A 24,166-nucleotide genomic window follows, 5' to 3' on the forward strand; every position below is an offset into this window, starting at 1 on the left:
GCCGGCACCTGCACCACCTGCCACCGCCCCCTGCCCAGAACATCCACCACCAGCCAGAACCTCAGAGCCAGAGCAACCTAACGGAGTCCTACTAGATAAGTCCCAGGGGACTCCCACTGCTCGCGGGCGTCTTTCGGCTCTGTACGGCAATACAGGCTCGTCGAACGCCTCGTTCTCGACGAGAGCACTGGAACCTGGATGTCGAGCGCCTGGCGCTCAGCCGATGCCTTGCGGGATCGTGGGGCCTGATGATCGACGACGAATCTTCGGCCTCCGACGGCAGTGAGCCGGCGGTGCCGGCCAACCCTCGCCCGCCCTATGGCGAGCGGCCTGTCGCGCGAGCCCGGCGGGCGGAGGCACAGGAGCTGATCGAGCGGCTTGTCGCTGAGGGCCGCGTCCGGATGCACTGAGCCTCTTCAGCGTTGCCGCTCCAGGGTGAGAATGGCTTTGGTGATTGACGTCATGCGGTGGGGGCTGCAGCGGGATCTGCGGAAGATCCGCCAGGGCTTCAGGCAGGCCACGCCGCGCTCAACCGGTGCCCGTGCCACGGCCAGAGCCCGGTTGACGGTCTTCTCGGTAGGGGTGAGTTCCCGCAGGGGCCTGCGTTTGATGCCCGTGATCAGCCAAGGGGTCACCGTCCTGGTGGGCGAGATCGGCCAGGAGGGGGACGCCCTGGCGCTCGCAGATGCGGATGATCCGGTGGGTGCGGACGGCGGTCAGGTCGTGGGAGCGGCCCGGCAGCGCGGGCGAGAGCCACCGCAGCCGGCCGTCCGGATCGGTGACCACCTGCACGTTCACCCCGTGCCGGCGGTGCTTGTGGGAGTAGTCGGCCCGTCCGTCGCCGGCCCGGCCGCACTCGGCGGGCGTGCCGTCCAGGAGGACGAAGTCCGGATCCTGCTCGCGTAGGACCTTCAGCAGGCCCGGTGCACGGCCGGCGAGGAGGTCGATGACCGCGCTGGTGCAGGCGTGGGCGGTGGACTCGCTGATCCCGAACCCGGCAGCGACCTTCGTCAGGGTGGTGTGCTCGCGCAGGTACCCCAGTGCCACTATCGCGCGCTGGGACGGGCGGAGCTTGCAGCGGCGGTCACCCTCACGGGTGACGATGAGCATGGTGACCCACTCCACGAGCGCATGTGGCAGGTCGAGTGCGGCAGGATGGATGACCGACGAGGCCCCTGAGCAGCGTGGTTGAGACGTCAGACATCTCGATCAACTGCCCGGGGGCCTCGCTCGTTGCGCTTCACGGACCATCACCCGATCGGTGGCCCGCTCGAAGAAGCTCAATGACCGGCGGTCCCGGAAGCCCGCCGAACAAGACGACGAGCGCGAGGCGACGTGGCGCGAGCGCACGCTGAACGCCGTGGACACACTCAAGGCCGCCCAGGCCGAGATCCTCGCCCAGCGCACCCGCATCGGCGAACTCCTCAGCCAGATAATGGATTTGGAAGCAGAGCGGACTGAGGAAACCATCCAGCGGATCAGCACCGAGAACTCCACCCTCAAACAACGGGTCCGCCGGCTGACCGCCGACAACCGCTCCCTCGACGAGCGGCTCAAGGCAGCCCGCTCCAACCTCTGCTTCCAAGACCGCCGCGTCGCCGACCTTGAAGCCCAGATCGCCGCTCCGGGATCAGCGCCGTCCGCAGGAGATCCCACAACCACCTGACCCGCCCCGCACGGCAGGACGCGCGCACCGCCCGCCGGTGACCGCCGACGTCCTACTGTGTGAGGGGCACCGTCCTCCATCCGACGAGCAAGGAGCACCAGGCTGTGAAGGTCGAAATCCAGCCGGACGTACGCGACATCGCCGCTCAGTTAGGGGCAGGCGTTCCCTACGCGCTGAAGGTCCTGGTCGGCCAGCTGGCTGACGACCCTGACATGGGCCGGCCCTCGAATCTGCCAGGCATCCTGAACGTGACTGTTGACGGCGCCATGTTCGAGGATTGCCCCGACCTGTACGTCGGCTACATCCGCGAGCCGGACCGGATCGAGATCCGGTTTCTGAGAGCGGCTCCCTCCACCGAGCCCTCCGCGGACGCGCACGACCAGGAGCAGGGCCGAGACCAGGACCAGCCTGCCGACCCTGCCATCGCCGCGTTCACCGTGCGGGAGGTCGCCGATGCCTGGCGGCGCATCACCGGCTGGCTGAAGCACAACGCCCCCGACTCCTACGCTGCACTCCGCGCCGGCGCCAGTCCCACCGCCATCGCTGCCCTGGAAGGTGACCTCGGCATCCGGATACCCGTCGAGCTGCACGTCCTGTGGCTGCTGACCTCGGGCGACGACGGGGGCAATGGCTGGGGATGTCTTCCGGGCAATAGGGCTCTGATGAACCTGGACGCCGTGGCCGCCACCTACCGGCTGAAGATGGACGCTCAGGCCCACGAGGACACCTTCAATACCGACCGCCCCGAGGACGAGCGGATCACCGTGTGGAAGGCAACCCGGATTCCGGTTGTCGCTTTGGGCCCTGCTGACAGCACCTCGGGCCTGTACCTGGACGCCGAGACCGGTTACCTGGGCCGGTGGTCCCGCTCCAGCGAAGGACCCGGTGAAGTACTCGACACCCTGGTCACTTACCTGGAAGAGGCTGCCGACATGCTCGAAGCCCCCGCCTTGGCCACGGGGGACAAGCCCGGCCTGATCGGCGGGGCGCTGGTGTGGCTCAGCAGTATCGACCCGGCACAGGAAGACCGGTGGCAGCCCTGGGCCGGCTGACCACATACGAGAAGGGGGGCCAGCCCTGCGGGCTGGCCCCCCTTCCGGCTTTCACATGCTGGTGCTCAGGCTACGTCAGCCGATTTTTTTCCACGTGCAGGTAGTCGCAGTTGACGTGCAGTGTTCGAATCCGGGAAGGGTTACGAAGAACCCGTCACCGTCCAGCAGTCGCCACGCCGGAGCAGGGAAGCCGCTGAACGCCTGCTGATTCTGCACGCTCGGGATCGCCGCACGCCCGCACCGCTCGGTACCGCTTGGCCCGTTCGTCGCCGTGCGGGTGTCCGCGAGGATGCCGAAGTTCGCCGAGCCGTCGCCCATCTTGTCGGTGAACAGCTGGGCGCACTTGGTACCCGACGTCACCAGGTTGACGCTCTTGGGGTAGCCGCCGGACTCGTGCGTGGAGGCCATCGCGTACTCGTCGCAGTCGACCGACCCGACTGAGGCATCGGAAGGGTGCACGCTCCAGGAGGAGTTGGTGCCACATATGACGTTACGGCTGTTGTCCGACGTCCACGTACCGCCGGTGCTGGTCTTGACCGGGGTGTCCGGGCCCAGGTAGTGCATCAGAGAGTCCCACCGCCTGGAGCCGGCGTGATCGGGCATCACCTGCTGCATGTACCAGTAGTACGCCCCGGCGGCCGGGTACAGGTTGGTGTCCAGCGTCCAGGTCGTCTTGAAGTACGGCAGCACACATCCCGGTGCCGAGCCCGCCACCCAGTCGTCGCAGCGCGGCGCAAGCTCCCGAACCTCGTCGATGCCGGAGGTTCCGAAGTTCGCCGTCGCGATTGCGGTGCTGCTGGCGTCCACGGTCGCGGTCACCGACCAGCCCAGGTCGATGGTTTCCTTGCCCGTGCCGTTCCACTGCGTGGTTACCCGGCCCCATCGGTCGCCGTACGGCGGACCGTCGTCCACGTCCCAGTACGCGGTCGATCCGGCGTTGTTGTTCTGCCCGTCCGTCCATTTCACGTTCGACGTCACACACGACTGGCACGTCGACCCGACGTTCCACTTCATCGTGACGCCTTCCAGCGCCTGGTCGATCGAGACCGGCATGATCGCGATCTGCTGGTCGAACTCCGCGAAGTTCGACCCGGACGCGCCCTTGTTCGGGTACGCCTTGATCCGCTGCTGGAAGTCGAACTCGGCGAGGCCGATCTGTGCATTGTCCGCATCGACGAACACCAGCGTGCCCGACCCGATGTTCTTCAGGCACGCCTCGCCGCGGGTCATGTAGTTCTTGCCCACCGGCTGGTCCCAGCACCAGTCGACCAGTTCCACAGCAGGCGCGACAGCAGCCGCCTCAGCAGGAGACTTGCCGGCCTTGCGGGCTTTCGTCTCCTCAGCCTTGCGCAGCGCTTCGACGCGCTGCTTCGCACGCGCCTGCGACTCCGCGGTGGGAGGGGACAGCTCGATACAGAGCTTGCGCCCCTGGGCGTCCTGTTTGCCGCAGGTACGCTCCTGCGTGGCCTCCCGCTTCACCGCACCGTTCGCGTCGAACGTCGGCAGCGCCGGACCCGGATCCGTCCGGGTGAACTCGTCTATCTCCTGCGCGGTTTTGTCAATCGTAGACGACGTCTGCGCAGCAGGGAACTTCACGTAGGGATCGATACGGAAGTCTGCCCACGGTGACCAGGTCGTCTCGTACAGAGTGCCGTCGAAGGCGGAGGTGCGGAACTTGTACAGCACGCCCGGCTTCAGGATGCCGTACGGCACCGTCACCTTCGCGGTTCCGCCCGAGGCCACATACGGCGACACCAGCACCCCGTACGAGCCTGACCCGTCGAGGTCGACCTGAGCCTTCGGGGTACCGTCCGCGTTCGCGGTGTACACCTGGAACGTCAGGTTCGCGGTATCGCCGTCCGCGTCGGTCACAGTGTTCCGCAGCACCGCCTCCGGAGCGATGACCCGCCAGACAGCGCCCGACTTGGAGAACTTGGGGCCAGCCGACGGGGCCGTGCCCGACACCGGCCGGGAGGCTGCGGCGATGGCCGCCAGGTCCTGCGGCCCTGCTGCCGCCACCTCGGCCGGAGAAGCCTCCAGGCCGGGCGCAGGAGGCGTAGGGGCCGCTGCTGCAGTGCCCACCCCCGCCAGTAACGCCAGCGCGGCACCAGCAACAACATGCCGCCACGCCGACGCGCGTAAGTGTCTCACTTGGTAAATCCCCCTGATGGGTTTGTGAGTTGTGCACGACAACCCGCACCCCATCACGCCCACATGTAACACAATATGATCAAGATCATGGTTTGCAGGGCGGGAAATCATTCAGGCCAGGGGCCTGAGAGCGCCGAAGACGCATGGCCTCGGCTATGTGCTGGCTGTGCGGAAAACGCAGCAGGTCAAGTCCCTGGCCGGTATCTGGCGAATTGACCAGTTGATCGCCGACGCACCGGACGGCGCGTGGCAGCGCCTCTCCAGCGGCGACGGCATCAAGGGCCCGCGCGTCTTCGGTCGAGCCGCAGACCAGTTGCCGGTCATTGAGCTTCTTCGAGCGGGCCACCGATCGGGTGATGGTCCGTGAAGCGCAACGAGCGAGGCCCCCGGGCAGTTGATCGAGATGTCTGACGTCTCAACCACGCTGCTCAGGGGCCTCGTCGGTCACCTATCGTGCCGCACTCGACCTGCCACATGCGCTCGTGGAGTGGGTCACCATGCTCATCGTCACCCGTGAGGGTGACCGCCGCTGCAAGCTCCGCCCGTCCCAGCGCGCGATAGTGGCACTGGGGTACCTGCGCGAGCACACCACCCTGACGAAGGTCGCTGCCGGGTTCGGGATCAGCGAGTCCACCGCCCACGCCTGCACCAGCGCGGTCATCGACCTCCTCGCCGGCCGTGCACCGGGCCTGCTGAAGGTCCTATTGGAAACGACCGGCCTGAACGAACACCAGGACCGGATCGTCGAGGCGGCCTGGTTGCTGGCGGACCGATGGGCGCTGGCCTGGGACAGCGTTCTCATCAATCCCGGCGTACCGGTGAAGGACCCTATCGGATCCACGCCATAGACGACGTGACAGCCCTCCACCACGGCCGCAATCCCCGGGAGGCCATCGACGAGGTGACTGGAGCGGTTGCCAAGCACATCGTCGACGGTGCCACTCTGGTCGTGTTCAATCGAACCTTCGACCTGCCATTCCTCGCCGCGGAGTGCCGACGCCACGGCCTGCCCACTCTGGAAGACCGAGTAGGGCGGCCGTTGAAGGTCGTGGACCCCATGCGGATCCACCAGAGCGTTCAGCGTCGCCGGGGAAGCAGCAAGCTTGGCCGACCTGGCGCTCCTGTACTCCCCCGGGAACACCGCCTCGCACAGTGCCCTCGGTGACTGCTTGGCCACCTGGGACGTGCTGGCCGTGCTGTGCAGTAACGAGAGCAGGGCCATTGCGCGCCGGGCGTTCAACAGGTCCGCGCGTGACGCCCAAGAGCTGACACTACGACATCTGCTCGCCTTGAGCTGACCTCGTTACAGTGCGCCGGTCTCAGCCGCGACCGGCGCGTCGAGCACGGTCGCGGACCTCACCGGCGACGATGCGTCGCTTGTACCGCCACAGCTGCTTGCGTTCCTCCGTCGTGAGGTTGTCCGCGAGGCGGTTTACCTCGCCCCAGGCGGCCGACCGGGCCGCGCGGGCGGAGGCCCAGTCACCTCTCTCTACGGCTTCGCGTAGCTCCTCCATCAGCGTCAGCAACGGCTTGCGAGCCTCCTTCTGCCGTCTGCTGAACGGCACCGACTTCACGGTGGCTTGCCGCTGTTCCCAGTCGGGCCCGCCGGTCAGTAGGTGCACGCGGGGGCGCGATCGGTGAGTCATGACGCATTCTCCTTCGTCTCGCACCACTGGACGGGCTCCGGCTCGGTAACGAGATCAGGTAGCCGTACCTGGTTGTCAGACGGCCGGAGCAATGTGCCGTGCCCTGGTGAGGGCGACGTACGGTGAGCGATGATGGTCCCTACCATGGTCGAGTTCATGGGCCGGTGCTGCTGCCTCGGGCTCTTCCCCGTCGACGGAACCGGCTTTCTCCGGCCTCAGCCGGCCGAGCCCCTGGGGAGCCAGTCCGCGAAGATCTCCGGCAGGCGGTTCAGCTCCTCGGCCGTGACGGTGACGAGCCGCAGGCCGTGGTGGCGGGCCAGTTCCCGCTTGCGGGCGACCTTCGCCGCGTACGCCTCCTTCGTCATGAGGCCCAGAGCCTCGACGAACGTGCCGTCCGCCAGGCGCCAGTCCGCCCGCAGGCCGGTCGTGTTGAGTTCCGGGTGCCGCGGATAGGCGGGCTCCGGTTCGTGGGCCACGCCCCGGTGGTGGAGGAAGTCGTCCACGTGCCGCTCGAACAGGGAGCGGCACAGATGCCCGTCCGTGGCCCTGGTCACCGTACCCAACGAGGTGCGGACCCCGTCCGTGAGGAGCCCCGCGTGCGCCAGCCACTCCGTCCAGGTGCGGGCCGGGCGGAGCGGGCGCGTGCTCAGCACCGCGGAGCCGGGGCGCGGCAGCAGGAAACGGCAGAGCAGCACCTCGTCGACCAGGGCGTGGTCCTCGAAGGGAACGCCGACCCGGTCCAGCTGGGTGAGGGACGGCGGCCCGGAGAACTCGATCTCCGCGAGCCTGCGCAGCGCGTAGACGATCGCCTCCGTCCACGCCCCGTCCACTCCGGTGTCCCGCAGCACCCCGCTCCTCGCCAGGGCACAGCAGCCGTGGCAGTAGAACAACCCGGGGCGGGCCGACTGGGCGGAGCGCCCGCAGAGCCGGCACGGCCCGCGCTCGGCCAGGTTCACGGGCGCGCCGAAGAGCGCCTCCAGCGCTCGCCGGTAGTACGAGTCCTCGGCCGCGTCGTCGATGAGCGGCGGCAGCAGGCTGCCGGCCCGCGCGGCGAGCGCCTCCCCGTCGTCGGGGTCGTCGGGCTTCGCGTTGAGCCACCGGCGGTGGAGCTCCGGGATCAGCCGCTGCGCGGCGGCCGTCACCCGGCTGTGGCTGCTGACGGGACTGATCTCGGCCGGCGCGACCGCGGCACGGAGGTTGTGCCGTTCCACCTCCTCGTGCGGTGTGCCCCAGGTCACGAGCAGAGGACGCACGCCGTGCCGGAGCAGCAGCACCGTCAGCGGCTCGGCGAGCGACGCGGCGTACACGGTGAGCGTGCCCGAGTCCGGGTCGAACCAGCCGGCCTCGGGAAGCCGGCTCCGGGGCACGCCCGGCTTGGAGAGCCGGATCGACCACTTGTCGCCGCCCGCGACGACCACGGCGTCCGGGAAGCCATCGAGGGATACCAGGTCCTCGGGGGCGTCCACGTCCACCCCGTGCGCGCGCAGCGCGTCGAGCGCCTCGGCGCGCACCCGCTCGTCCACCAGGGTGAGCGGGCCGTCCGGCTCGTGGTACTGCCCCACCTCCACGCCGGATCCGTCCAGGACGAGGATCCGGGTGTGGTGGAAGACGGACCGGGTGACGGCGCGCAGGTCACGGAAACCGTGCGGCGAGGTCCGGTACGCCTCCCAGGCGTCCAGGAGCGGCCGTGCCTCGGCGTCCCGACGCCGGCGCGCGCGCTCGCGCTCGGTCTCCCGGCCCCAGGCCCCACCGGCGGCGCGGTGGCTCAGACCGGTCCGCAGCCGGACGGCGAGGCGTTCGGCGAGCGCCCGGCGCAGGTCCCGCTCGACACCGGACGGGGCCGGCGCCCTCTCCGCGTACCGGTGGGCCTCCCGCCGGTGAGCGGCCAGGTGGTCGTCCACCAGGGCGCGCACGGTCTGACGCTCGGGCAGCAGGACCCGGACCGGACCGACCGCGTACCCGAACGCCTTCTGCTCCGCCCACGACACCGGCTCGTCGCGGCTGGGTTCCCAGTCCGCGTCGTCGCCGTCCGTGCCGTCCTCGTCGTCGTAGAAGCGGCTGTCGGCGTTGAGGTCGTAGAGCTCTATCCAGCCGTGGCAGCCGACGGGCATCCCCGTCTCCTCGGTGAGCTCGCGGATGCTCTCGCTCGTGACGTACAGGGCCCTGCTGTAGAGGTAGCCCATGTGCCGGTCGAGGACGGACCCGCCCTGGTGGGGCGGCGCGGCGACCGACACGGCGCGGGAGTCGTAGTCGTTGTCGGGCCGGGGGACGAGACCCAGGCGCACGGGTATGACGGCATTGCTCCTCGCCTTGGACGGCGCCGGCCTGACGTCCTCCTTCCGCAGCTGGCCCAGCACGAACGCGCGCAGGGCGGGGACGGAGTCGTCGAAGACCGCGAACCCCGGGGAGTGGTCCTTCGCCGGATCACCGGGGATCATGAGGAGCCCCACGTCGGGGGTGTACTGGATGGTGTCACGGCTCGACATGCGCGCATTATGTCAATGGCATATGCATATTTTTTGACGCGGGGCGGGTGAGCCATGGATGGACAGTGGGCCCGAGCCTGACTGCCGAGTGGAGTCCTGTTCCATGTGGCCCTGAGCGCGCCCTTCTTCCGTGCCGGGCGTGTTCCCCGGCAGCGGTCAGTGGGGGAACAGATCGTCGGCGTCGACCGCAAGGTAGATCTCGGGTGCTGGCTTTTGGGGTCGTCGGAGTGAGGGTGAAGCGCGGGGTGTCTGTCAGACGGTGCTCCCAGGGCTGGTCGTGGGAGGCGACGAAGACCTCGCGGAGCCGGCGTCGCACGATGGGCCTGGCTTCTTCCTGGCGCTCGCGGTACTTGCGGCGCGTGGCCGCCGACCGTTCTTCCAGTTCCTCCTCCTCGATGACGGTGGCGCGATCCTCCGCGCGCAGCCCCGGCGTCCGCTCCGCGATCCGCCTGTCGGCTCGGAAGAGTTCGGCACAGGTGGCGTAAAGCCTGCGTAAAGCCGGGTCGTGGCGTCCGCCCTGAGCGCGTCGGTGACCAGCGAGGTGCACATGTGGCCGACGATCGACCAGCCCACCAGGCGGCGTGAGAAGCAGTCGATCACGGTCGCCAGATATAGGAACTCGCCGTCACCCACTGGCAGGTAGGTGATGTCGCCGACGTAGGGGCCTGTCCCGGAGTGGTGGACAGGCCCCGGCCTCTTGGTGGCGACGTGGTTGCTGAGTGCGTTGTGGCCAACAACTTCAAGGTGGCGGATCCTCAATGGTGCCGCTTGCATGGTGCTCTCTGCGCGAGCGGAGGTTGCGGACACGACCCGGCAGTATCGGTCGGGGCTTCAGATCGCGTTTGAGATCTGCCATGTCCTGTGGCGGGAGTGGTCGTTGAGCCTGCCGTGGCCGGTACTGGGGGGTATCCGTCGGACCTGACCGATGAGCAGTGGACGCTGGTGAAGCTGTTGCTCCCGCCGCCACGGACTGGGCCAAAGGGTGGGCGACGCGAGAAGCACTCGCGACGACGGATCGTGGATGCGATCTTCTACGTGGTGCGGACGGGCTGCGCTTGGCGGCAGCTGTCGAAGGACTTCCCGCCCTGGCGGACCGTGTACTGGTACTTCGTACGCTGGCACGACGAGGGGCACCGTCACCCAAGTTCACGACGCCCTGCGCGCCCAGGTCCGCCGGGTCGAGGGGCGAAGCGAAGAGCCCAGTGCCGGGCTGATCGCCTCGCAGTCGGTCCGTACCGCTGACACCGTCCCCGCAGCCACACGCGGTTTCGATGCGGGCAAGAAGGTCAAGGGCCGCAAGCGGTTCCTGGTCACCGATACTCTCGGCCTGCTGCTGGCCGTTCACGTCATGGCCGCGAGTATCCAGGACCGCGACGGAGCCAAGCGTCCGCTGCTGTGGGCCCGGCTGGACCACCCGTCTGTGCGGAAGGTCTGGGCCGATCAGGGCTTCGCCGGCCGCCTGGTGGACTGGACCGTCCAGGTCCTCGGCCGCGAGCTGGAGATCGTCCGAAAAGACCCCGGCCAGCGGGGTTTTCGGGTCCGGCCCAAGCGGTGGGCGATCGAGCGGACCTTTTCCCGGCTGACCGCCCATCGCCGTCTGGCCCGCGACTATGAGCACCATTCCGCCCACGCCGAGACCATGATCCGCTGGGCCATGATCAGCGTTATGGTCCGCCGGCTTGCCCGGGGATGCCCGGCCACGCGTCCAGGTCCTCGCCCCCTGCGCCGCATCGCTGTGGAGCAGACACCAGACCCGTAGGTGATGATCGCTGCATGGAGCGTGTCGTAGACCTTGATGAAGCCGCTGCCGCCATCGCGGACCGCCGGCCTGCTTGGCAGGCCGCGGGACTGACTGCCAAGCCCGTAACCTGGCGCGACCAGACGGCCCCGTGGCCCCGGCAACCGAAGACAGAGCGCTCCCAGGTCAACGACCCCGACTCGGTCGGCATTCATCTGCACGGTCCGAATGAGGCCGAACTCCTCGTTGTCCTCTACCGCGGCGGGTGGGCCGACATCGACTACATGGTCGGTGCCGACGACGCAGGTGTAATCCCCGCTCCTACGGTGGTCTCCGCTCAGGCGTTCGCCTCTCTACTCGACGCCTGCATCACTCGTGTCTTCGGCATCAGCTACGACGCCAAGTAGAGACCAGATCTCAAACGCGATCTCAGCTTGGCGTTCAACCTCGGCCGTTCACCTGACCCGCTGATCTTGGTTCGTTCCCGGGACAGCAGGACGGCCGTTCTTCACGCTTCGAGGTGTCGAGCAACGTCGCGTGAAGGAACGGCCGCTGGTGAAGAGTCTCGCTCCTGCAGGTCCCGCCGACGCCGCACTGGGCGTCCTGTCCCACTTTCGTGTCGAGTTCTACGACTGCCTGTACAGCCGCGCGGACGCACTCTTCGAGCTCACCGACGCGATGCTGTGCGCGGACGGGCCGGTGAAAACCCTGGTCGAGCTCTCCTTGGCGGTCGAGCACCGGCGCGGGCACGGAGCCTTGTACGCGGCCCTGGACCGCGGCTGGCTGGAACCGACACGATTGCGCCGCGTGCTGGCAGACCTGCCGCTGCCGAAGGCGGCCGACGGGTGGATCGTGCTCGCCGTGGACGTGTCGCACTGGCTGCGACCCGACGCTCCCACCAGCGGCGACCGGCTCTTCTGCCACGTCTACGGACGCGGCGAGCGCAGCTCGGACCAACTGGTGCCCGGCTGGCCCTACTCTTTCGTCGCGGCCCTGGAGTCCGGGCGCACATCCTGGGTCGCTCTCCTGGACGCGGTCCGTCTGGGCCCGGCCGACGACGCGACCACCGTCACTGCCGCCCAACTCCGCGACGTCGTCGAGCGATTGACGAGCGCAGGCCACTGGGGACCGGGCGACCCGGACATCCTGATCGTGATGGACTCCGGCTACGACGTCGCCTACCTGACCCATGCTCTCGCCGGCCTGCCCGTCGTGCTGGTCGGGCGCCTGCGCTCGGACCGGGTCATGCTCCGCGATCCCGGCCCCGCCCGGTCGGGTCCCCGGGGCGGGCGCCCCCGCCGGCATGGCGGCGTCCTCACGTTCAAGAAGCCCGACAGCCGGCATGAGCCCGACGTCACGACCGCCACGGACACCACCCGCTACGGCACGGCCACCGCGCCGGCCTGGGACCGGATGCACCCCCGGCTCACCCACCGCGGACCCTGGCTGAACCATGCCAAGGAGGAACTCCCCATCCTTCATGGCACGTTGATCCGCCTGAAGGTCGAGCGCCTGCCCGGCGACCGCGACCCGAAACCGGTCTGGCTGTGGTGCTCGGCCACCGCCGCCGCACCGGCGGACGTGGACCGCTGGTGGCAGTCCTTCCTCCGCCGCTTCGACCTGGAGCACACCTTCCGGCTGATGAAGCAGACCCTGGGCTGGACCGCCCCGAAGATCAGGAATCCCGACACGGCCGACCTGTGGACCTGGCTGATCATCGTCGCCCACACCCAGCTCCGTCTCGTCCGGCCCCTGGCCGAGGACCTCCGGCGCCCCTGGGAACGGCCCGCCGCACCGCGCCGCCTCACCCCTGCCCGGGTCCGCCGGGGGTTTCGCAACGTCCGCGCGACAGCAGCCCGCCCGGCAAGCGCGCCGAAACCGTCCCGCCCAGGCCCCGGACGGCCTCCCGGCTCGAAGAACAAGCAACGGGCCAGGCGCCACGACGTCGGCAAGACCGCCAAACGCGCCGAATCGATCAAGGAACACCAAGCCCAGCGAGGTTAAACGCCAAGCTCAGCTGTCCGAAGTGCTTTGTATGCCTCTGGCGCCGACGCCCGGCGGCATGGGCCCCGTGTCTGTGACGCGTCGCGAGCGTTAGGCCATTCGGTCACGGTCGGTCCAGGATTGCGAGGGGGAGGAGACGGGCGTGGAGATCAGGGATGTGCATCATGCCTACCGTCGACGTGTGGTCTTGCGGGGCGTTGACCTGCGGCTTCGGGCCGGAAATCTGTGCGGGGTCGTCGGAGAGAACGGCGCAGGCAAGTCCACGCTGCTGAAAATTCTGTCCGGCGAACTGCGGCCCACGCATGGAACGGTCCGTCATGGCGGCCGGTTCGGCTACTGCCCACAGCACGCGGTCCTCAACGACGCGCTGACCGTCCGGCAGCACCTGACGTTCTTCCAGACGGCCTACCGCCTCACCGATGTGTGTTACGCCGAAGAGATCATGGACGTGCTGGGCTTCACCGGATACGCCGATGAGCGGGCCGGAGTTCTCAGCGGCGGCACGCGGCAGAAGTTGAACGTGACGCTGGCGCTCATGCACGATCCGCAGGTCCTGTTGCTGGACGAGCCGTATCAGGGCTTCGACTGGGACACCTACCAGCGGTTCTGGGACCTGGCCGCGCGGCTGCGGGATGCGGGACGCTCGGTCCTGGTCGTCTCCCACCTCGCATACGACACCGAGCGCCTGGACGAGCTGTGGCGCCTGGACGGCGGAATGCTGCGCGCGGACAAGGCGGGGGCCGCCGCGTGAGGTTTCACCTGACCCGCTTCGCTGTCGCCACCCGGTTCACGCTCATCGAACACGGCCGCAACCGGTTCGCCATGATTCTGGTGATCCTGTTCGTCCCGGTGTGGACATCCCTGGCGTACCTGGCGATGCCCGACACCCCGGCCCGGATGCGGCTTCGCGCCACCGGGGAAGCATTGGCCCCGCACGGCAATGAACTGACCGCAATCAGCGGAGCGCTCAACGCCGTCACCCTGATCACCGGTTTCATGATGTTCGCCGCCACCTTCTCCGGCAGCGGCTTCGACCGCCGCCTGGCGATGGCCGGCTACCCCCGCGCCCACCTCGTCCTGGCGAAAGTCACCGCCCTGGCTCTGGTCTCGGCGGCGGTGGCCGCTTATGCCACCGTGGTCATCCGCCTGGCCTGGACCCCCCGCCAGCCTCTCCTGCTCGCTGCCTCCCTGTTCTGCGCCGGACTCACTTACGGTGCTCTGGGAGTTGGCTTCGGGTCCCTGCTACGCCGGGAAGTCGAGGGGATGTTCGCCATCGTGATGACCAGCATCATCGATCTCGCGCTGCAGAACCCCATCACGAGTTCCGGGGCTGACAACTCGGTCATGCGCTACCTGCCCTCGTACGGGGCCATGCAGGCCAGTACGGCGGCCGGATTCTCCACCAGCCCGGTCCCCGGGCATCTGGCCCTCCAGCTCACCTGGTTCGGGCTGGCCGCCCTCGTCGCCCTCCTGGGCTTCCGCAACAGCACCCGTAACCGCCTGCCGACCGCCTCCACTGCGCCGCCCGGGCCGGGAAGCAGCAAGGCCGACATTCCCGCACCGCGCCGAACTGCCAGCCCATCGGCCACAGCGTCCGACACGAAAGCACACTGAGGTCCCGGCTCCCGACATGCGCACCACCACGCACTCCACTACGGTAGACCTCGACGCAGCTCTGCCGGCACACCGAGGGCGACCCACCCACCGCCCGCCCATCGGCGAAGACCCGTCTCTGCGGGCGGCGTACCGGCTGTGCCGACGCACCACACGAGTGCACGATCCCGCGATCCACATCCTCATCCAGCTGATGCCGACCGTGCTGCGCCCGGCCGGGTGGGCCCTGTGGGCGGCAGCGACCGTCCTGGACGACCTGGCCGACCAGCAGGATGCGGAGCCGGCCGAACGCGCGGCCCGCGTCGAAGCGTGGACCCAAGCCCTGCAGTGCGACCTGGCGGCCGGCACGAGCAGGGATCCGGTCCGGCACGCCCTGGTGGACACCGCCCTGCGATGGCACCTGGACCTGTCCAGCCTACGAGGCGCCATGAACAGCACACGCGATGACACCGGCGGCCGGCACTTCGCCGACTGGGCCGCGTGGCGGGCCTGGTGCAGCGAAGGAGTCGTGCCCTGGGTGGACCAGGTACGGCACCTGTTCGAACGGGCCGGAGCGCCGATGACGCTCCGGCTGGACCGGCAGCAGGACTACAGGCGGTTCATCGACGGCGCCCAGCTCACCGACATCCTCACCGACCTGAGCGCCGATCTCGCCCAGGGCGACCTGCTTCTGCCGCAGGAGGCCCTGGATGCCTTCCCCGGCGCCGAGGACGACCTGCGGCAGGGGAGTTGGAGCCCGGCCACGGCGGCTTTGATCCGGGAGCTGACTGCTCTGGCCCGTCAATGGGTGACCAGGCCTGCAATGACCACAGGTATGCACCCGGGCGCTGCCACCGTGCTCAACACGGCCGCCTGCCTGATGCGCGCCCAGCTCGATGCCGTCGACGCGGTCGGCCACGCCTTGCTCAAGCGCGCCCCGCGCCCATCTCTCGCGGCCCGCACCCGCATCCTCGCCCCCGCCCGCATCCGCTCGAAACTGGCCTGGAGCCTGACGCCCCTGACCGTACCCGAACCCCGACGACCCGCGGTGACCGCGAGCGGTCCGAGCCCTGAAGCCGAAAGCACCACCCTTCGGCCCCCGCCACAGCACCCCGACGGCGCCCGGCCCCCGCAGGTCGCGGCCGACCGGATGCCCGCCCACGTGGCGGTCATCATGGACGGCAACGGCCGCTGGGCCGAGCAGCGCGGTCTGCCCCGCCCGGAAGGCCACCGCGCCGGCACCGCCGCCGCCCACGAGATGGTCTACGGCGCCCTGGAGATCGGCCTGCGCCACCTGACCCTCTACGCGTTCTCCACCGAGAACTGGAAACGCGACACCGAGGAGATCACTGCGACCCTGGAAGCGATCCGACGCGACCTCGACGAGGGACCCATCCGTGACCTCGACGTACGCCAGCGCTGGTCGGGCCACCCCGACAAACTGCCCGAGGAACTCGTCCAGGCTCTCCTGCGCGGGGAACGCCGCACCCGCAACCGCACCGGCCTAACCCTCACCGTCTGCATCAACTACGGAGGCCGCGACGAGATCACGCGGACAGCCGCAGCCCTCGCCCGGGCAGCCCACGCAGGCGACATCGACCCCCACCTCATCGGGGAAGACGACTTCGCCCGCCACCTGCCCCACCCCGACATGCCGGACGTCGACCTGCTGTGGCGCACCGGCAACGAACAGCGCACCTCCAACTTCCTTCCCTGGCACATCACGTATGCCGAGTTGTACTTCACCCCCAACTACTGGCCCGACGTCGACCGGCGTGATCTGTGGCAGGCCATCACCGAATACAGCCGACGCCAACGACGCCACGGCGGCGCCACGCAGTAAGGCGCGCGGGTCCAGGATTCCTGGTCGTCAGGCCGTAGGAACTCGTACGCGACTGCTGGATCCCGGGCCCCTGTGTGCGGGGCGATGCCCGCCGCTCGCCGATCGGGCCGAACGGGCCCAGCCGAGCGGCATGGGCACGGCGCCAGCCGACCGCCTCCTGGACGCCCTGCTCGTCCTGGCAAACCTCGAAGTCAATCGCTGACAGGTGATCTGCTCCGCAGACAGCCACCCACGACCGGCGTGAGCGCCCCGAGCTTGGGTCACACCAACCCTTGGACCTACGAATCCGAGTTGACGGAGGCTCAGTGGAGTCCGCTCCCGCGCGCCATGGTGGTGCACACCACGCCAGGTGGCGGGTGCACAACGTCGTCGGTGCGCACCATGAAATGCATCGTCACCGCGCCGTGGGCGATGAAACGCACCGCCGACGTCGGGTGCACGCACCGGATGCCGCGATGTCCTGCACTCACCTCCGCCGGCGGTCGATCACCCCCGGCTCGGCAGGGAACCGGGCCGCATCTTCTCGGCACCGGGCTGCGCCCCGCCGGCACAATATTCGCGGCGATCCGGGTGTAGCGTCTTTGACATGGACCTTCGCACCACCGTTGAGCGCGCTCAACGCCTCAAGCAACTGCACGCCGCGCACAAGCCGCTCGTGCTGCCGACCGTCTGGGACGTCTGGTCCGCACGGACGGCAGTTGCCGCCGGATTTCCCGCGCTGACGATCGGCAGTCATCCGCTCGCCGACTCCCGGGGGGCCGACGACCACGAGGGGCAGACCTTCGAGGAGGTGCTCACCGCCGTCAGGCCGATCATCGCGGCGGTCGACGTTCCCGTGTCCGTGGACCTGGAAGCCGGGTACGGACAGGAGCCGGCGGATCTCGTCGCCGGGCTCATCGAGGTCGGCGGCGTCGGTCTCAACGTCGAGGACACCGTCCACTCGGACGGCGGACGCGTGCGCAGCACGCAGGAGCACGCAGGCTACATCGCCGGCCTGCGCGCGGCGGCTGACGACGCGGGGGTACCGGTCTGGGTGAACGGGCGCACCGACCTCTTCCTGCACGCGGAGGACGCCTCCGGCGTCCTCGACAAGGCGATCGAGCGGCTGCGGGCCCTGGAGCAGGCCGGCGCTGACAGTGTTTACCCGGTGGGTATTCAGGACAACGACGACCTGCTCGTGGCGGTGACCGGCGCCGTCGCCGTTCCCGTGAACTCCACGGCCCATCCCGTCAAGCACAGTCTTGAGCGCTTCCGCCGGCTCGGCGTCGGCCGGATCACCTACGGCCCGCTGCTGCAGCTCGCGATGACGGATGCGATGAAGGACATGCTCGGGCCGTGGGCACCCTGAAGAGTCAGATCTCCTGACAAAGCGGGAGGCCGACCAGTCGGCGCCGGCAGATGATGCCGCGGGCCAGGCCGAGGAAGGCTTCGGGATGTCGTCGCGGATCTCCCGGCGGATTGCGCAGTCGGCGGAACCGGTGCAGCAGTGCAAAGCTCTGCTCGACCACCCAGCTGTGCACGCCCGACCCGGAACCGTGGTCGACGCCGCGCCGTGCGGGCCCCGGGGTGATCCCCGGGGCCCGCACCTGCTTGAGGTACTCGTCGTAGTCGTAGCCGTAGCCGTAGCCGTAGCCGTAGCCGTAGCCGTAGCCGTAGCCGTAGCCGTAGCCGTAGCCGCGGTCGGCGTGGAGCGCGACCGGTCGCTGCCGGGACCGTCCGCACCGTCCGCGTACGGGCCGGACGGCCTGGATCAGGGGGACGAGCCGGCCGACGCCATCTTCAACACCCTCCCGACCTCATGGGAATGGGGCCGGGGATGCCAAGCGCTCGGCGAGACTGTCCAGGGGCCGGTCCTCCTGGGCCTGGTACTCCAGCCGCAGTTCGTGATCTTGCTGGTGGAGACAGTGGCGTCGGTCAGCGACGGCCGTTATTCCAGCCACGTACCGTTGCGCATGATGACTCTGCCGCGCAGTTCCGGCTCGCCGCGCCACGCGCGGACGCTCTCCGGCACCACGCGCACATACAGAAAGGAACCTTCCTCCGCACGCGGGTCCCACTCGAACTCGGCGGCGAACGCCTCGGCCGCCTCTCCGGGCACGTCCTGGTCCAGGAAGCATTCCGCCTCACCCTGGAGGAGCACCACGTCGAAGGTGTCCGGCAGTGCCAGACGCACGCGCGGCTCCTCACGGACGTTGCGCGCAGTCGCGGAAGTGGCACTGGTGCACATCCACACCGCTCGCCCGTCCCACATGAACCACAGTGGCACCTGGTGCGGCCCGTGATCGGGATGTGCTGTCGACACCCATACATCCCGCTCGGCGACGAGCCGTTCCAGCGTGTCGCGCCTGCGCTCCGCCGCCTGGCGGCGAACGATTCCCTTGGTCCGCATGAGTGCCGACCATAGCCAGCGGGCTCAGAGTGCGCATGAGGCGAGGGACCTACGCCCGGCGACCGATGAACCCCCTCGGCCTCTGACTCGGGGCGGCCGGTACAGGCCGGCTGACACACGGGTACGGCCACAGCTGATCATCGTGTCTTGTGCGGACAAACGAAGAGACGGTGTCCGCGGGTCGCGGCGTAGCCCCTGCCCGCCGGCACGAGGTGTTCGAGGTCCTGATGGGCCGGATGGCGGGCCGGGGAGGCGAGTCCGGCACCGACACAGCCGGGTCCACAAGGTCCGCAAGGCCATGAGTGCGCTCCCGAAGTCCGCCCAGAACCGCCTGCGTGCGATCACCGCACCCCGCCTCGTCGCCCTCGTTCGCGCCGGAGCCCGCTTCGAGAACGGACACCTCGTCGATCGCCCCGCGGCCGCCGCTGCATGAACAACCTCAACTTATCGACAGGAGCAGCCGATCGGCCGACCCGGAACGCGGGAAGCGCGTCCGCATCGCATCAATGCAGATGTCCCGGGACGTAGGACTGTTGAAGCGGAGACGGTCGTAGGCGGTGAAGGCAGGTTCCAGCGCGTCGAGTTCGTCGATCAGAGCGTGCAGTCGGACGAACCACGGTGCTGAACCGGCATCGGGCTCGTTCGGCGCGGAGCTGATCGCCGTCGTCAAGTGGTTCTTGCGCTGGATGGTGGCCGGGGTGACCGAGTGCAGGCACACGTACTGTCCGCTGAGGTAGGAATTCCACTCCTCCTTGCCGACGGCCGGGTCCTCCCAGTGCGCAGTGAACCAGGTTCGGAGCCCGTCGGTGCCGCCCGCCTCGTCGGCAAGGGAGAACAGGTCGCGCGGCACCATCTCCGCACCGTCGGAGCGCAGGTATCCCGGCAGCGGCAGGCGCTGCTCCAACATCAGCCGGCGAACCTCGTCGGTATCACGGCCACGGGCCGCGCACAGTTCATCCAGGACAACGAACTGCACGCTCACGTACGCGTCATCGGCATCGGTCATCGGATGGTCGCCGTTGACCTCGCGGAAACGGTCGGCAAGCTGCTGCTTGAGGTCTGTCCCTGGCATCAGAGGCCTTTCACGTTCACCCGCACGGGCGCCTCCCGCAGGGTTCTGCGCACGCTATCGGCCGCACAGTTCGGTCCTCACCGAACTGTCCGGAGGTGTCGACACGGTGGTGGAAACACCCTCGCTCTCCGAGTCCCGCACACCGATTCCACAACTCCTGACAACTACTCGTCGAGATGCGGCCCCGGCATCGCCCCGACCGCCGGCGCCGGGTTCTCGCCCGCCGCTGTCTTGGCGCGGTCGGGAACGCCGCCCTCCTCAGGTGAAGAGGAGGTGAAGAGGCCCATCGGGTGGTACTGCACGCGTGTGCGGGTGTCTGGTGCGAGTGGCTGGTGCCCGGGTCGGCAGAACCCCCTTTCCAGGGGACACCCTTCGTAGCGGGTGGCCAGGGTTCGTGCCGTCTCGGCGATGCGGTTGCGTAGTTCGGCCGGTGCCATGACCTCGACGTCGGCGCCCAGCCGCAGGAACTCTCGGTGGGCGTGGTCGACCGACTCGATGGGCACGCGGGCCTCCGTCCATCCGTCGCCCGTGGGTGTCACCCCGAGGCGGCGGGCGCCCTCCGGGGTGAGCCGCACCAGGGCCTCCGCGGTGTGCAGTCGCGCTCGGAAGCCGGCCGGGTAGCCGTTCCGGTATCAGGCAAGGTCGAACCCGTCCGGAACGACGAACTCTTCCTCCAGCGGACGGATCTCGAGGATCTGGTCGACCCGGTAGGTGCGGATCCCGGACGGCCCGCCCGCGACCAGGTACCAGCGGCCGGCCTTGAGGACGAGCCCGTACGGCTCCACCCGTCGCTCGATCTCCTCCGGCGCCCGTCAGCGCCGGTACCGCAGTACCGCCGCCCGCCGCGCCCACACCGCGGCGGCGACCGCGGCCAGGTGAGGCACCCGGTCGGCGTCGCCGTACCAGCCGGGGGCGTCGAGCAGGAAGCGCTCCTGGATCCGCTCGGCCGCCCAGCAGCCCCGACTGAAACGGCGGGGCCGGCGCACTGCCGGCAGGGGATGACGTCCGGTCTCCTCCCAACGTGAAGTGGACCTGGCCGAGCAGGGCCCGTCGGGCTGAGCGGCTCCGTCCCACGAGCCGTCTCCTGACGCGTGACGGCGGCGACATGACCCCATGCACCATCAACTAAGCTGCCCCCAGCCGTGATTCCTCTTCACACAGCCCTGTCAAGCCCGCCCCCGCCCGGGAATCGCCGTCCCGGTCAGCGCGTCGCTCGATCGCCGACGCCGACGCCGACGCCGAGAAGGGCATCTTCCGCCTCTTCGCAGGTGTCGTCGACGCCCGGCACCACCCGGCGTGCCACGCGCGCTTTCCGGCCGAGCCCGAGAAGAAAGGTATGGAGAGTACATGTCTGACCAGCAGCAGGCGTCCAGCGAGCCCACTGCCCCCGAGCGGGCAGCTGCGACGCCCGACGCCGAGGCCGTCAAGGTATTCCTCAGCGACGCCGGGAAGCCCTCGAGTGCCTCAGCGCCGGAAGGCGCCGGTGCGGGAAGGACCGCGGCGACCGAAGCGGAGACGGGGGCCGACCCTGACGAAGGGGCCCTGCCCACCGGTTTCACGGGCGGACGGAACGCCGGTGCTGCGGCCATGGGGCGGACGGGTACCGCAGGTGACACCGAGGAAGCCTCCACCCGAAAAAAGCCTCAGGGCACCGACAGCTCCGAGGCGACGGCCGCTGAGGCCGCGAGCGATGACGTGAATGCCGGCGAGGACGAGAAGGGCGCTGCCGCCGGCGCCGAGGGCGTGGGCGCCGACAAGACGAATGGCGCGCAGGGCCTGTCCGCCGCAGCTGCCAAGGGGCAGCGCAAGGCCATCGCGACCGCCGTGGACGATGGTGGCGCGACCGGCTCCGGCCAGAGCGGGGCCGACCGCCCGCGTAAGCCCGTGCTCGCCGCTGCCGCCGTGGTGGGAGCGCTCCTGGTCGCTGTCCCGCTGCTGATCACGGCGAACGACAGGGACGAGAAGGAGAAGGCGACCGACACCGTGGGCTCGGACACTGTCCTGGACACGGCAAAAGACCCGGTCGGCGTCTTCGCCACCCAGTCACCCTCCCCCGCGCAGACCGAGCAGGAGAAGAAGGACCCGAAGAAGGAGGCCGCGAAGAAGAAGGCGTCCGCAACGCCGACTGCGGACAAGCCCGCCGCGCCCGCAGCGGAGCCCAGCCCTTCGCCGAGCCGGAGGACAAAGGCCGTCGTGAAGAAGGCGCCGAGCAATCTGCCGGCCGTCCTGACCAGAGTGCTGATCAAGAACAACACCAACCGCACCTGCGTCGATGTCCCTGGCTTCACCAGCGGCCGACCGGACGGGCCGGTGACGCATGCCACCTGTAACAGCAACACGGACGACAACCAGCTGTGGAACGTCGAGAAGCGTTACGACAAGGCCGGCCCCGGCGGGGTACCGCTCTTCCAGATACGCAACGTCATGGACAGCATGTGCTTGGACCTGCCCGGCTACCAAGGCGTCGGAGGTGCCACCAAGGTCACGGAGTTTCCCTGCGACGGCACCACGAACGACAACCAGCTGTGGTGGCTGGACAAGCAGTCCGACGGAACGTTCTGGATACGCAACGCTGCCAGCAACAACCAGTGCCTCGACTCCTACGAACCCGACGACGCGACGCGCGACCTGATCGTCTGGCCCTGCGCCCCGGAAAGCCGGAACAACCACGAGTGGATCTTCACGCGGTCCTGACCGAGCCCAGCGTGCCGGGCACTTCAACGGGCTCGCGCACGTGGCGACAGGCGGTCGCGACGCCGAACCCGGCGGCAAGCTGCACGCAGGTGTCGCCGCACCGTAGGAAGGCGCAGGTCAGGGGTGTACTTGGTGGGAAGCCGCAGTGTTGGGCGTGGGAATGCGTGCGCTCACCACGCAGGCGGTGCCAGGGCCTGCGTGACGGCGCCGACGACGGCGCGGACGAGTCTGGCCGAGCCGCGCTGTCCAAGCCGCGCTGTCCGGGCCTGATGTGCCGGTGCCGTACTGATTCCCGTGCCCACTACGGAGCGTGGAAGTCCGGCATGAGCCGCAGGTCGGACGTCGCAGTGCCGCCGGGGTGTGTGGCGTGCGGGCTCCGCGGGGCCGGGTCGGACGGGTGGCTCGGTTCTTGTGCGTGCCCCGTTCGGCTGCCGTCCCGCACGACCGCTGCCCGCTGACGTGCGCACCCCGCTGACGTGGGGCGACGATCCGCCGGCCGTGGCGGCAGACGGTCGCCGTCCGCTCCGAGTCGTCGGGGCCCGGGGCGTTCGCCCGCCGCGGCCTGGCCGGTCTTACCTGCTTCCCGGCCCGTGGTCCGTCCTTCGCTCGCCGTCCGCCGGGCGGTCGGCTTCCCAGTGCATGCGGATCATCGCACAGGTCTCGCCGTCGCCGGGCGGCCGCGTCCAGGAGCGGGTGGTGAACGTGTGCAGCCGCCTCCCCTCCTCGGACGCGGGTGGGAACCCCAGCGGCCGGCGAAGTGGCTCCGGGCCCTGCCGGGTACGGCATGCTCCGGCTGCCGCTACCGCACTCCTTCGGCATGGATGACCCCGCCGGGACGATGTCCGGTCAAGTCGCTCACGAGGGCGAGGAGTTCCTGGCTCAGCGAGCGTCCGGCAGCGGCGAACAGATCCGGGTAGAGGCCGGGGAAGGTGTTCTCGTCCACGATGACGGGCCGCCCCTCGGACAGGATCAGGTCGAAGCCCACCAGCGGCAGTCCCAGGGCCTGTTGGGCGTGGCGGGCGAGCCGGGCGTGCTCCGCGGGGACTTCGCAGCCGTCGACGTCGCCGCCGATCCCCTCGGGGTCGTACACCTTCGAGGCGTCGGCGGACAGGCGGGCGAAGCGGTGGCTGCGCTTGCGGTAGCCGTACATCAGCGTGCCGTTGATGAGGGTCGTGCCCACCCAGTCCGCGGGGTCGTTGGGGTAGAAGCGCTCCAGCAGGAGGGTGCTTTCCGTGGTCGCCGCGAGCGTGTGGTCCAGGTAGTCGGCCAGGTCCCGCAGGGTGGCGAAGTCCTCGATCAGCAGGACCCCTCGTCCGAAGGAGCCGCGCCGGGGTTTCAGCAGGGCGCGGCCCCACTGCGCGATGACGGGTGCGGCGGCGGCCGGGTCGCGCCGGTCGAGCAGGACCGTGTCGGGCACGGGGAGTCCCGCCCGGGACAGCCGCAGGTGTGCCCGGTACTTGTCGAGGCCCGTCGAGAAGCGCGTCGGGTCGGGGACGACCGGTACGTCCAGGCTGAGCGTGCGCAACGCCTCCAGGTCGTAGCCGCCGGGCTCCTGGGCCACCCGGGCGTGCCAGAGGTAGAGGTCGAGGTCGTTGAGGCAGACCTCACCGCAGTACACCTTGCCGTCACGGATGAAGGACCGGCGGATGTCCAGGTCGTGCAGGAACTCGACGTCGGTGAGATCCCGCAGCAGCTTCATGAACAGCGCGTGGTCGTCGGGCGGGATCCTGCCGACCCCCGTGTGCGCCGGCACCGTCGTCCCGCCGCGGGGGGCGGGCGGCAGGAAGGTTCCTACTCTCGGCATGGGCGGCGTCCTTCCGGGAAGCGGGCGG

At 69.2% G+C, this 24,166-nt stretch carries 20 protein-coding genes and 5 pseudogenes; 13 read left to right on the forward strand and 12 right to left on the reverse strand.

What is annotated here, in order from left to right:
• The first annotated feature begins 248 nt into the window (after positions 1-248).
• Positions 249-410 carry a hypothetical protein gene (locus ACIP5W_RS29595; RefSeq protein ID WP_401480024.1) on the forward strand — a complete coding sequence of 54 codons (162 nt, stop codon included), beginning with the start codon at positions 249-251 and terminating at the stop codon, positions 408-410.
• A gap of 6 nt (positions 411-416) precedes the next feature.
• Here the strand turns inward: ACIP5W_RS29595 and ACIP5W_RS29600 are convergent.
• A pseudogene (locus ACIP5W_RS29600) lies at positions 417-1,110 on the reverse strand (transposase family protein).
• 151 nt (positions 1,111-1,261) lie between these two features.
• Between ACIP5W_RS29600 and ACIP5W_RS29605 the strand changes: the two are divergent.
• Both ACIP5W_RS29605 and ACIP5W_RS29610 read left to right on the forward strand, forming a co-directional pair.
• Positions 1,262-1,666, forward strand: a complete 405-nt coding sequence (locus ACIP5W_RS29605; protein WP_401480027.1) for a hypothetical protein — start codon at positions 1,262-1,264, stop codon at positions 1,664-1,666.
• Between the two features lie 104 nt (positions 1,667-1,770).
• Positions 1,771-2,718, forward strand: coding sequence for a hypothetical protein (locus ACIP5W_RS29610; protein WP_401480030.1), 948 nt, complete (start codon positions 1,771-1,773; stop codon positions 2,716-2,718).
• Between the two features lie 75 nt (positions 2,719-2,793).
• Here ACIP5W_RS29610 and ACIP5W_RS29615 read toward each other — a convergent pair whose 3' ends face one another.
• Both ACIP5W_RS29615 and ACIP5W_RS29620 read right to left on the reverse strand, forming a co-directional pair.
• The gene (locus tag ACIP5W_RS29615) at positions 2,794-4,800 is read right to left on the reverse strand and encodes a hypothetical protein (protein ID WP_401480033.1); all 2,007 of its coding nucleotides are present in this window, start codon (positions 4,798-4,800) and stop codon (positions 2,794-2,796) included.
• Between the two features lie 154 nt (positions 4,801-4,954).
• A complete protein-coding gene (locus tag ACIP5W_RS29620; protein WP_401480036.1) occupies positions 4,955-5,215 on the reverse strand; it encodes a hypothetical protein in 261 nt (86 codons plus the stop codon).
• Positions 5,216-5,366: 151 nt separating this feature from the next.
• Here ACIP5W_RS29620 and ACIP5W_RS29625 point away from each other — a divergent pair.
• Positions 5,367-5,579 (forward strand): annotated as a pseudogene (locus tag ACIP5W_RS29625) (transposase family protein); the annotation flags it as partial.
• A 609-nt stretch (positions 5,580-6,188) separates the two neighbouring features.
• On the opposite strand, the gene ACIP5W_RS29630 reads toward ACIP5W_RS29625, so the two are convergent.
• The 3 genes and pseudogenes from ACIP5W_RS29630 to ACIP5W_RS29640 form a co-directional block, all read right to left on the reverse strand.
• On the reverse strand, positions 6,189-6,515 hold the full coding sequence (locus tag ACIP5W_RS29630) for a hypothetical protein (RefSeq protein ID WP_401480039.1): 327 nt from the start codon (positions 6,513-6,515) through the stop codon (positions 6,189-6,191).
• A 215-nt stretch (positions 6,516-6,730) separates the two neighbouring features.
• Positions 6,731-9,001, reverse strand: coding sequence for a hypothetical protein (locus ACIP5W_RS29635; RefSeq protein ID WP_401480042.1), 2,271 nt, complete (start codon positions 8,999-9,001; stop codon positions 6,731-6,733).
• 486 nt (positions 9,002-9,487) lie between these two features.
• Positions 9,488-9,661: pseudogene (locus ACIP5W_RS29640) on the reverse strand (DDE-type integrase/transposase/recombinase); the annotation flags it as partial.
• Between the two features lie 189 nt (positions 9,662-9,850).
• Between ACIP5W_RS29640 and ACIP5W_RS29645 the strand changes: the two are divergent.
• From ACIP5W_RS29645 to ACIP5W_RS29675, 7 genes and pseudogenes are all read left to right on the forward strand, one after another.
• A pseudogene (locus tag ACIP5W_RS29645) lies at positions 9,851-10,760 on the forward strand (IS5 family transposase).
• Between the two features lie 14 nt (positions 10,761-10,774).
• The gene (locus ACIP5W_RS29650; protein ID WP_401480045.1) at positions 10,775-11,146 is read left to right on the forward strand and encodes a hypothetical protein; all 372 of its coding nucleotides are present in this window, start codon (positions 10,775-10,777) and stop codon (positions 11,144-11,146) included.
• Positions 11,147-11,333: 187 nt separating this feature from the next.
• Positions 11,334-12,743 (forward strand): NF041680 family putative transposase, encoded by a 1,410-nt coding sequence (locus ACIP5W_RS29655; RefSeq protein ID WP_401480254.1) that lies wholly within the window; start codon positions 11,334-11,336, stop codon positions 12,741-12,743.
• Positions 12,744-12,885: 142 nt separating this feature from the next.
• Complete coding sequence (locus ACIP5W_RS29660) at positions 12,886-13,494, forward strand: ABC transporter ATP-binding protein (RefSeq protein WP_401480047.1); 609 nt, start codon at positions 12,886-12,888, stop codon at positions 13,492-13,494.
• Entirely contained in the window at positions 13,491-14,357 is an 867-nt protein-coding gene (locus ACIP5W_RS29665) for an ABC transporter permease (RefSeq protein ID WP_401480050.1), read from the forward strand. The genes ACIP5W_RS29660 and ACIP5W_RS29665 overlap by 4 nt, the downstream gene beginning before the upstream one ends.
• A 157-nt stretch (positions 14,358-14,514) precedes the next feature.
• Entirely contained in the window at positions 14,515-16,179 is a 1,665-nt protein-coding gene (gene uppS, locus ACIP5W_RS29670) for a polyprenyl diphosphate synthase (RefSeq protein WP_401480053.1), read from the forward strand.
• A 586-nt stretch (positions 16,180-16,765) separates the two neighbouring features.
• Positions 16,766-17,527, forward strand: a complete 762-nt coding sequence (locus ACIP5W_RS29675) for an isocitrate lyase/phosphoenolpyruvate mutase family protein (protein ID WP_401480056.1) — start codon at positions 16,766-16,768, stop codon at positions 17,525-17,527.
• 4 nt (positions 17,528-17,531) lie between these two features.
• Here ACIP5W_RS29675 and ACIP5W_RS29680 read toward each other — a convergent pair whose 3' ends face one another.
• Positions 17,532-17,699, reverse strand: coding sequence for a hypothetical protein (locus ACIP5W_RS29680; RefSeq protein WP_401480059.1), 168 nt, complete (start codon positions 17,697-17,699; stop codon positions 17,532-17,534).
• A gap of 407 nt (positions 17,700-18,106) precedes the next feature.
• Positions 18,107-18,568 carry a pyridoxamine 5'-phosphate oxidase family protein gene (locus tag ACIP5W_RS29685; protein ID WP_401480062.1) on the reverse strand — a complete coding sequence of 154 codons (462 nt, stop codon included), beginning with the start codon at positions 18,566-18,568 and terminating at the stop codon, positions 18,107-18,109.
• A gap of 298 nt (positions 18,569-18,866) precedes the next feature.
• Here ACIP5W_RS29685 and ACIP5W_RS29690 point away from each other — a divergent pair, with 298 nt between their 5' ends.
• Positions 18,867-19,001 carry a hypothetical protein gene (locus tag ACIP5W_RS29690; protein WP_401480260.1) on the forward strand — a complete coding sequence of 45 codons (135 nt, stop codon included), beginning with the start codon at positions 18,867-18,869 and terminating at the stop codon, positions 18,999-19,001.
• A 6-nt stretch (positions 19,002-19,007) separates the two neighbouring features.
• On the opposite strand, the gene ACIP5W_RS29695 is transcribed toward ACIP5W_RS29690, so the two are convergent.
• The 3 genes and pseudogenes from ACIP5W_RS29695 to ACIP5W_RS29705 all read right to left on the reverse strand — a co-directional run bounded on the left by ACIP5W_RS29695 (position 19,008) and on the right by ACIP5W_RS29705 (position 20,626).
• Positions 19,008-19,640, reverse strand: coding sequence for a DUF6058 family natural product biosynthesis protein (locus ACIP5W_RS29695; protein ID WP_401480064.1), 633 nt, complete (start codon positions 19,638-19,640; stop codon positions 19,008-19,010).
• 164 nt (positions 19,641-19,804) lie between these two features.
• Positions 19,805-20,437: pseudogene (locus ACIP5W_RS29700) on the reverse strand (helix-turn-helix transcriptional regulator).
• Between the two features lie 15 nt (positions 20,438-20,452).
• Complete coding sequence (locus tag ACIP5W_RS29705) at positions 20,453-20,626, reverse strand: hypothetical protein (protein WP_401480067.1); 174 nt, start codon at positions 20,624-20,626, stop codon at positions 20,453-20,455.
• Between the two features lie 361 nt (positions 20,627-20,987).
• Here ACIP5W_RS29705 and ACIP5W_RS29710 point away from each other — a divergent pair, with 361 nt between their 5' ends.
• A complete protein-coding gene (locus ACIP5W_RS29710; RefSeq protein WP_401480070.1) occupies positions 20,988-22,334 on the forward strand; it encodes an RICIN domain-containing protein in 1,347 nt (448 codons plus the stop codon).
• Positions 22,335-23,133: 799 nt separating this feature from the next.
• On the opposite strand, the gene ACIP5W_RS29715 is transcribed toward ACIP5W_RS29710, so the two are convergent.
• Complete coding sequence (locus tag ACIP5W_RS29715; RefSeq protein ID WP_401480073.1) at positions 23,134-24,138, reverse strand: RimK family alpha-L-glutamate ligase; 1,005 nt, start codon at positions 24,136-24,138, stop codon at positions 23,134-23,136.
• Positions 24,139-24,166 lie beyond the last annotated feature (28 nt).

The sequence above is a fragment of the Streptomyces sp. NPDC088766 genome, from assembly GCF_044750845.1.
In the GTDB taxonomy this organism is placed as follows: Bacteria; Actinomycetota; Actinomycetes; order Streptomycetales; family Streptomycetaceae; genus Streptomyces.